Origin of the sequence: Marinobacter sp. bablab_jr003, from assembly GCF_016464245.1 — a bacterium.
Lineage (GTDB): Bacteria > Pseudomonadota > Gammaproteobacteria > Pseudomonadales > Oleiphilaceae > Marinobacter > Marinobacter vinifirmus.
Window position 1 is genome coordinate 1 of sequence record NZ_JADARC010000136.1, and the last position, 6294, is coordinate 6294.

6 protein-coding genes are annotated in these 6294 nt (G+C 51.8%); 1 reads left to right on the forward strand and 5 read right to left on the reverse strand.

The genetic code is table 11. The features are described 5' to 3' along the window. The first annotated feature begins 226 nt into the window (after positions 1-226). The gene (locus tag H3Z84_RS17400; RefSeq protein WP_416226267.1) at positions 227-511 is read left to right on the forward strand and encodes a formylglycine-generating enzyme family protein; all 285 of its coding nucleotides are present in this window, start codon (positions 227-229) and stop codon (positions 509-511) included. Positions 512-695: 184 nt separating this feature from the next. Here the strand turns inward: H3Z84_RS17400 and H3Z84_RS16845 are convergent, their stop codons facing one another. The 5 genes from H3Z84_RS16845 to H3Z84_RS16865 form a co-directional block, all read right to left on the reverse strand. Next, a complete protein-coding gene (locus H3Z84_RS16845) occupies positions 696-1016 on the reverse strand; it encodes a TM2 domain-containing protein (RefSeq protein WP_199458285.1) in 321 nt (106 codons plus the stop codon). 32 nt (positions 1017-1048) lie between these two features. Continuing rightward, on the reverse strand, positions 1049-2008 hold the full coding sequence (locus tag H3Z84_RS16850) for a formylglycine-generating enzyme family protein (RefSeq protein ID WP_199458286.1): 960 nt from the start codon (positions 2006-2008) through the stop codon (positions 1049-1051). A 13-nt stretch (positions 2009-2021) separates the two neighbouring features. Further along, on the reverse strand, positions 2022-4139 hold the full coding sequence (locus tag H3Z84_RS16855; RefSeq protein ID WP_199458287.1) for a LysM peptidoglycan-binding domain-containing protein: 2118 nt from the start codon (positions 4137-4139) through the stop codon (positions 2022-2024). Beyond that, positions 4136-4933 (reverse strand): DUF4123 domain-containing protein, encoded by a 798-nt coding sequence (locus H3Z84_RS16860; RefSeq protein ID WP_199458288.1) that lies wholly within the window; start codon positions 4931-4933, stop codon positions 4136-4138. The genes H3Z84_RS16855 and H3Z84_RS16860 overlap by 4 nt, the downstream gene beginning before the upstream one ends. Next, positions 4930-6294: type VI secretion system Vgr family protein (locus H3Z84_RS16865; RefSeq protein WP_199458289.1), on the reverse strand; the 1365-nt coding region annotated here is incomplete at its 5' end. The genes H3Z84_RS16865 and H3Z84_RS16860, both read right to left, overlap by 4 nt.

Consider the following 6294-nt stretch of genomic DNA (forward strand, 5'->3'; position numbering starts at 1 on the left):
AAACGCTGGAAGCGAATCAAGGGGTTTGACCAACTGAAGCTGGTCGTGGACAACGTGCAGTTTCAGGATGGAATACAGGTGGAAGATCAATCTGGCAGGAACGCTGCCTGATGGTCATACACCAGATTTGACAATAACTCACCGTGGAAAGAACGTGCTCTATGCCACGAATAATGGTGAGTACACACCAGGGGTAAATACTCCGCCCGACGATGGTCCAGCTAAAATGCGCCCGGTCGACAGCTTTCCCCCCAACCCTCTAGGCATCCACAACCTGACGTCCAACAGTGCGGAGTGGACGCTAGACTGGTACTCCGAGACTTACTATCAAGAAAGTCCGGAAATGAACCCGACCGGTCCCTCAACCGGAGAGACAAAAGTTATTCGCTCAGGAGGTTACAGAACTGCCAGTCCCAATAAGACCACCATACTGAGGGACCATGTAAATCCTGTAGAAGAGCACTATTACGAATCTTTGGGTTTCCGTTGCGGTCAAACTCACACAAGATGACTTGTATGAGTTTGATTAAGCATATCTAAACGAGCTACCAGTCTATTGATTTTCTGGTTGATAGGTATTGGAGACCAAGCCAATTTCAATGATTGCCTGGTCGGTTTTATAGCCAAATCTGAAGGGATCCAATTTTGAAATTGAGAAAACTCAAGCCCCCTGACTGCTGTTAACAACTCTGAGCTCAGTTAGCGAACCAGTCTCGCTCAAAACGACCGCCTTTCAAACGATACATTGAGAGCCCAAGCCGAAGATCCTGCCCACGAGCATCCTTCACAAAACCGGAGTCTTTCCCTAAGGAATGCAGGAAAGCATCGAGCAGTAATAAGGTACCGTCAATGAACCACCAGATGCCAAGGCCACCAAGGGTGACAGCTTTGGCGATGCCGGACTTCCATTTGCCCAAGTAGAAGCGATCGATTCCGAAAACCCCGAGAAACATGGCGAGTATCAATGTGACCAGACGATTCTTCTGGCCCGAGGGGTTCTGTTTTGTATTGTTCATAGTTTCCTCCTTGAAAATATTGCGTTGGATAATTAATTAACGGGTTTGGAGTGATTAACGACGCAGCGAAAGCCCGTACCGGGAGCATTGATGTCAACCCCACTCCGAACAAACACCGTGCCACCTCCTCCAAAACCACCACCTTTCCCAGCCCAATCGCGAACTGTTTTTTCTGGTTTATCCGAGTTTACCGGTTCAGATGGACCACTCGGATTATCGTATGGTGCATACTTGTAGTAGTCCTTCTGAAACCAATCCCGAGTCCATTCCGCCACATTTCCAGTCATATCATAGAGGCCAAGGGGGTTCGGAGGGTAGGTCCCAACTGGTCTGCGTTCCATAACAAGGGAGGAATGGCTAAGCATATTACCGGACGGGGGAATACTTGGGTCGATGTATTCTTTGGGGCGCTGCAAATAGGTGTCGTTGTCCTCTTCACCTGTATCCGTCGCGTAGGGAACATTCTGTCCCCGGCTCCGAGCCGCATATTCCCACTGGGCCTCAGTCGGCAACGCAAAGGGCAAGCCCGTATGGTCAGCCAGCCATGCACAATAAAGTTCAGCCTCCAAGTAATTAGGCACCCTAGCGGGTTTACGATAATAGTAGGGCGACAGAGGGTCATTCGAGGCTTTCGTGTACTTGCTAGCAGTATACTTATCCTCGTATAGGTGAGCTCGCCCGACATCCTTATAATAAATCTCCATCTCACCCCAGGTCGTCTCATATCGGGAGATGGAATAACTATCAATTTGCACCTCAACTGGCGGACGTGCATGGTCTGTTAATGTCATGTAAGGCGAACCATCAGGCCTCCCCACATCTCCCAATTGGAAAGAGCCTCCCTTAACAAACACCTGATTATCGACCGCCTGATTTACAATCGTCTTCGCCGACTTAGGCCACTCTTCATCTCCCGATAGTGATCCGCACGCAATCAATAGGGATGACAAGAAAAGCGAGCCAGTTACCTTAAACACGTTAATCCTCAACATGAGAAGAGCTTCCTTAGCCAATGCTGCACATACGACATACATTAAATGGATCCATTTTCACCGGCCGACCTGCGACTGCAACCTGTCCCTTCAGTCCCCTGATAAAAAGCTGCTGATCAGATTTGGTCTTGCCTATGAAGTCGAATAGCCGTTCAAAATTCCTGTCAAACTCTTCTCGCTGAGCAACACCCTCAGGGTTCATGCGAACTAAAGTTTCCTCGAAGTCTCGCCAACCCTGAAAAGAATTCACGATTTCGGTTACCGCTTGTACTTTGATATCGTTATTACTCCAAGCCTGAGGCGTGGCCCACCAATCGTAAAGAATATTATCCAGTACTACCCCTTTTACTTCTGGGGGGGAGTGTAGGAACACAGAAAACTCTTTAGAGTTAATATCCTTCACAATATTCTTGGCGAGCTCTGCTCCTTCTCTCTCGCGTTTTCGAGAAACAAATACCTCATTTACCAACTCACGAATGTAATCCATAGCGGTTACTGCAAACTCCGTCGCCGCGTCAACAGCGGTAAGGCCACGACAAAGAGCATACAAGCTCATCCGCTGGTACCAATCGAACGCGGATGTTCTTTGGTCAAATAGTTCCAAATATCGGAAATCAACTTCCATCAGGGCGTTGTAGACGAAGTGCAGCATACGGAGGATTTTCTGCGTCTCGACCTCTAGTAGAAAACTCCCTGCAGCTCCGGCCCCCAAAACGAGCCCTGCGTGGGCATTGCAATAAAACTTTCCTGTGGTTTCACTGAAGTGCAACCGAATATTAAGCTCCGCTCCCGCACCAAACGCAGCCTCGACCTTCTTCCCGATACTGCAGAGATTATCCCACTCTCGCGCTTCAGTTAGAACATCTCTCCAGCGCAACTCACCCGTAACTTCACACCCGCCGCGAATACCCGCAAATGCGCCTCCCTCTATTTCTGCTTTCTGTCCGTTCTGCCTGGCAGCAATCCCCTTTATCGTTGGAAGACCATCGGTAGTAGATACATGAACGTTACCGGCAACAAGCGCCGAGGCACCGGCAAATCCCGAAAGCGACGCCATAATGGCGGCCTGAAAATACCCCAGCGAAGCAATTCTCCGCTCGCCGTCCCAACCGCCAACCCGGTAAGGGATCTGGATTTCCGACCGATTATTCACAGGAAATGCCTGCTCTATACCCACTTTGCCTTGCGCCAGAGCAAACTGCCCTTCTAACCTCGCTTGAAAGTGAACTTCGCCTTTTCTCGGATCAAACTCACCAGAAGCACTTGAACCGGCAGCAAAACGCATAAACTGAGCCTCTGCCGAAGCATCAAAGCCAGTTTCGTCAACCGCTTGTTGTCTTGCCTCGGCATCACCCCATATCGACCAGGACGCCTCACCGTAAAACTTGTTCAATGTTGTCATTAGGGCGCCATTCTGATCAGGGTCCCATAATTCTGCGTTGAACTTGATGTTTAGCTCACTTCGAATAGCATCTCGAAGCTTTGCAGGATCTAGCCCCTTATCTGTTAACCATCCTTCGCTACGTGCTCGATCTCTAGCAGCTATCGAGTAACGTCGCGGGTGATTCTTCATTTTGTCCGAACGCACATACGTTCTATGGGTGTTACCGGCGAGCCTCTTGATCTCGGTTATGGGCGGTATGCTCTGCATATCGTTAGTAAGAACAGATCGCGCTTCTAGCTCTTCAATTAGGCGCTCTTTCTCTTCCTGAACTTCCGACAGCAACTGACCTTCACCATCAGTCGGACTCAATTCTGAATACTGGTCGCCGTCGTTGAGTTTATCCAACTTTTTATAAAACTCATTGATTGGGCCACAAACGAATTTTTCTTCGTCAAGCCACTCGGAGAGCTCCTCTTTCGTCAACAGGATCAACTCATCAGAACCCGTGACATGGACAACTTCCACAATTTCTTCTGCACATGATGGTTCCTGAGCAACCTGTCCGACCTCGCAGCTGGAGAAATCTGCGTCGTTCGCAGCGGGAAGTTTGAGCCGCTGCCCGGGAAAGATCCGATCAGGATTGTCGATATCCGGATTCAGTCTCAGGAGGCTGCTTAAGGTAGTTTGGTGTCGCTGTGCAATTGCACTGAGGGTGTCGCCGGACTTGACGGTATACTCGGAACTCATGAGGCAACTCCATATGCCAAACGTTTATCCACTTCACTCAAGCGCATACCTGCTGGCATTTCAGGACTGGACAAAATAGCCTGAAATTCTGGATGCTCAATGCGCTCTCCGTGCACTACAGCTAGCTCTGCAAATCGGCTTACGTCTTTCTCTGTACGGAACCCAAACGAGCTGGCCTGCTGAATCAGTGCATTCAGCCTGGATGCATCGTTCAGGGAAAGGTATTGGGCCAACCGGGTTACGAACTCGTCTTTGGCCATAGCGGCCAGGGCCTCAATATGGTGATCAGCAAGAACAAACCAGCCTTCTTCAGAAGCCAGCCTGGCTGGTCTCTGGCCATCGGCACTGAATCGCCGCCATTGACCATCAGTTTGGAAAGCCAGCCAGTCTGTTATCGGGCCACTGAATTGGTCTCGCTCCGGATCACTGAACGCTCCCATCAACCTGACCAGCTGCTTTGGAGAATAGAATCTGAGATAGGAGTAGCCACCATCAGACAACTTGACGCTCAGCAGGCTCCGCAAATGATCGGCCAATACGGACAGGGTCTCGTCTGCCATCAGGACAACGGCATGGTCTTGCCACATTGGCTGCTCTGACCATATTCGTGATGATGGCGAAGGCTTTACAAGGCAGGGACTCACCTCGATGACCGACTCATGGGGCGTGCCAAGGTAGAGGTATTCGAGTTCCGGCTGATCATCATATTCATAGATGAATCTGGGAGCATCAAATACTGCGCCATCAATCAGTAGCCATGCTCGCTCAATGGTCTTCTCATCCAGGCCCATCATGCAATGTCTCCCTCACATGCACAGGCTTCCATGACACAAGAACCATCCGGTTGGCGGCCACATTGCTTCACAAGAGCAACATCCTTTTTAGCTGCAGACTTCAACGCAGGCACCGAGGTTGCAGAAGGCCCTGCTGTTACTCTGGCGCCGGTTTCCGCCATTTGCACAGGGTCATTGTTAGCCGTTAATTCGTTCAAACGGCCAGGCAACGACGGCCCCTTCACTCCAACCCCACTACCACTCCCCGGCCCACCCCCGGAGTTCATCCGCACCAAAGGCCCAGACACCGTCACCCCACTTGGATCTACCTTCACAAAGCTGCCCCCCGCCGTCAGGGTCACCTCAGCACCCGCCTCAATCACAATTTTCATACCGGCCTTGTGGTGAATCTCCGTACCGGCTTCCACCAGCTGGTTCTTGCCCTGCTTGCTGTGGTGGCTTCCGTTAACGATGAGGCTATAGTCCGCTCCGATACTCTCCCGATACTCGCCATCGGTGGTGTGGTGGCTGTTGCCCTTGGTGTGGCTGAAGCGGTTGTTTTCCACCGTCAGGTGGCTGTCGTTCTTGATGACTTCGGTGCGGTTGTGTTCGGTGAGCAGGTCCAGGTCTTTCTGGGCGTGCACGTAGATCTGTTCTTCGCCGGCTTCGTCTTCAAAGCGCAGTTCGTTGCTACCCTCACCCTTATGGGTTTTGGTTTTTAATGTGGTCCGGGTTTTGTGTTCTGGCAGCGCGTACGGCGGTGTGTTGGTGGCGTGGTAGGTTCTTCCGGTGATGATGGGCTGGTCCGGGTCGCCGTCCAGGAAGGAGACAATCACTTCGTGGCCAATTCTTGGCAGGGCCATAAAGCCGTATTGGCCGCCGGCCCAGCCTTGTGCCACGCGCAGCCAGGCGCTGCTATGTTCGTCGTTTTTCGAGTAGCGATCCCACGGGAATCGTACTTTCACCCGGCCATACTGGTCGCAGTGGATTTCTTCCCCTTCCGGGCCGGTCACGATGGCCATCTGGGGGCCGTCCATCATGGGTTTGTGTTCACACAGAGGCCGCCAGGTTTTATCGGCCGGGATGGCGGTGAAGTCGTTGTGGTAGCTGGTGGGTTCACTGCCACCTTCCTCTTCCACCGCCTGGGGCTGTTTGCCGGTGTGGGTGATGGCGGTCAGCAGCCATTCCCGGTTCAGGGTCTGGCTGTCGTGGTCCTGCAGTTCTACCTTTGCACCGGGAGCGAAGTCCGGGCGGTTGCTTTTGCCCTTGGCGAGGGAGGCGTCGTTTCTCAGGGCGTCCAGTCTGGCCTGGGTGAACGGTTGGCCACTGGCGTCGGCTTTGTAGCGGCCGGGATAATCGTAATGCTGATAATCTTCCCGGTG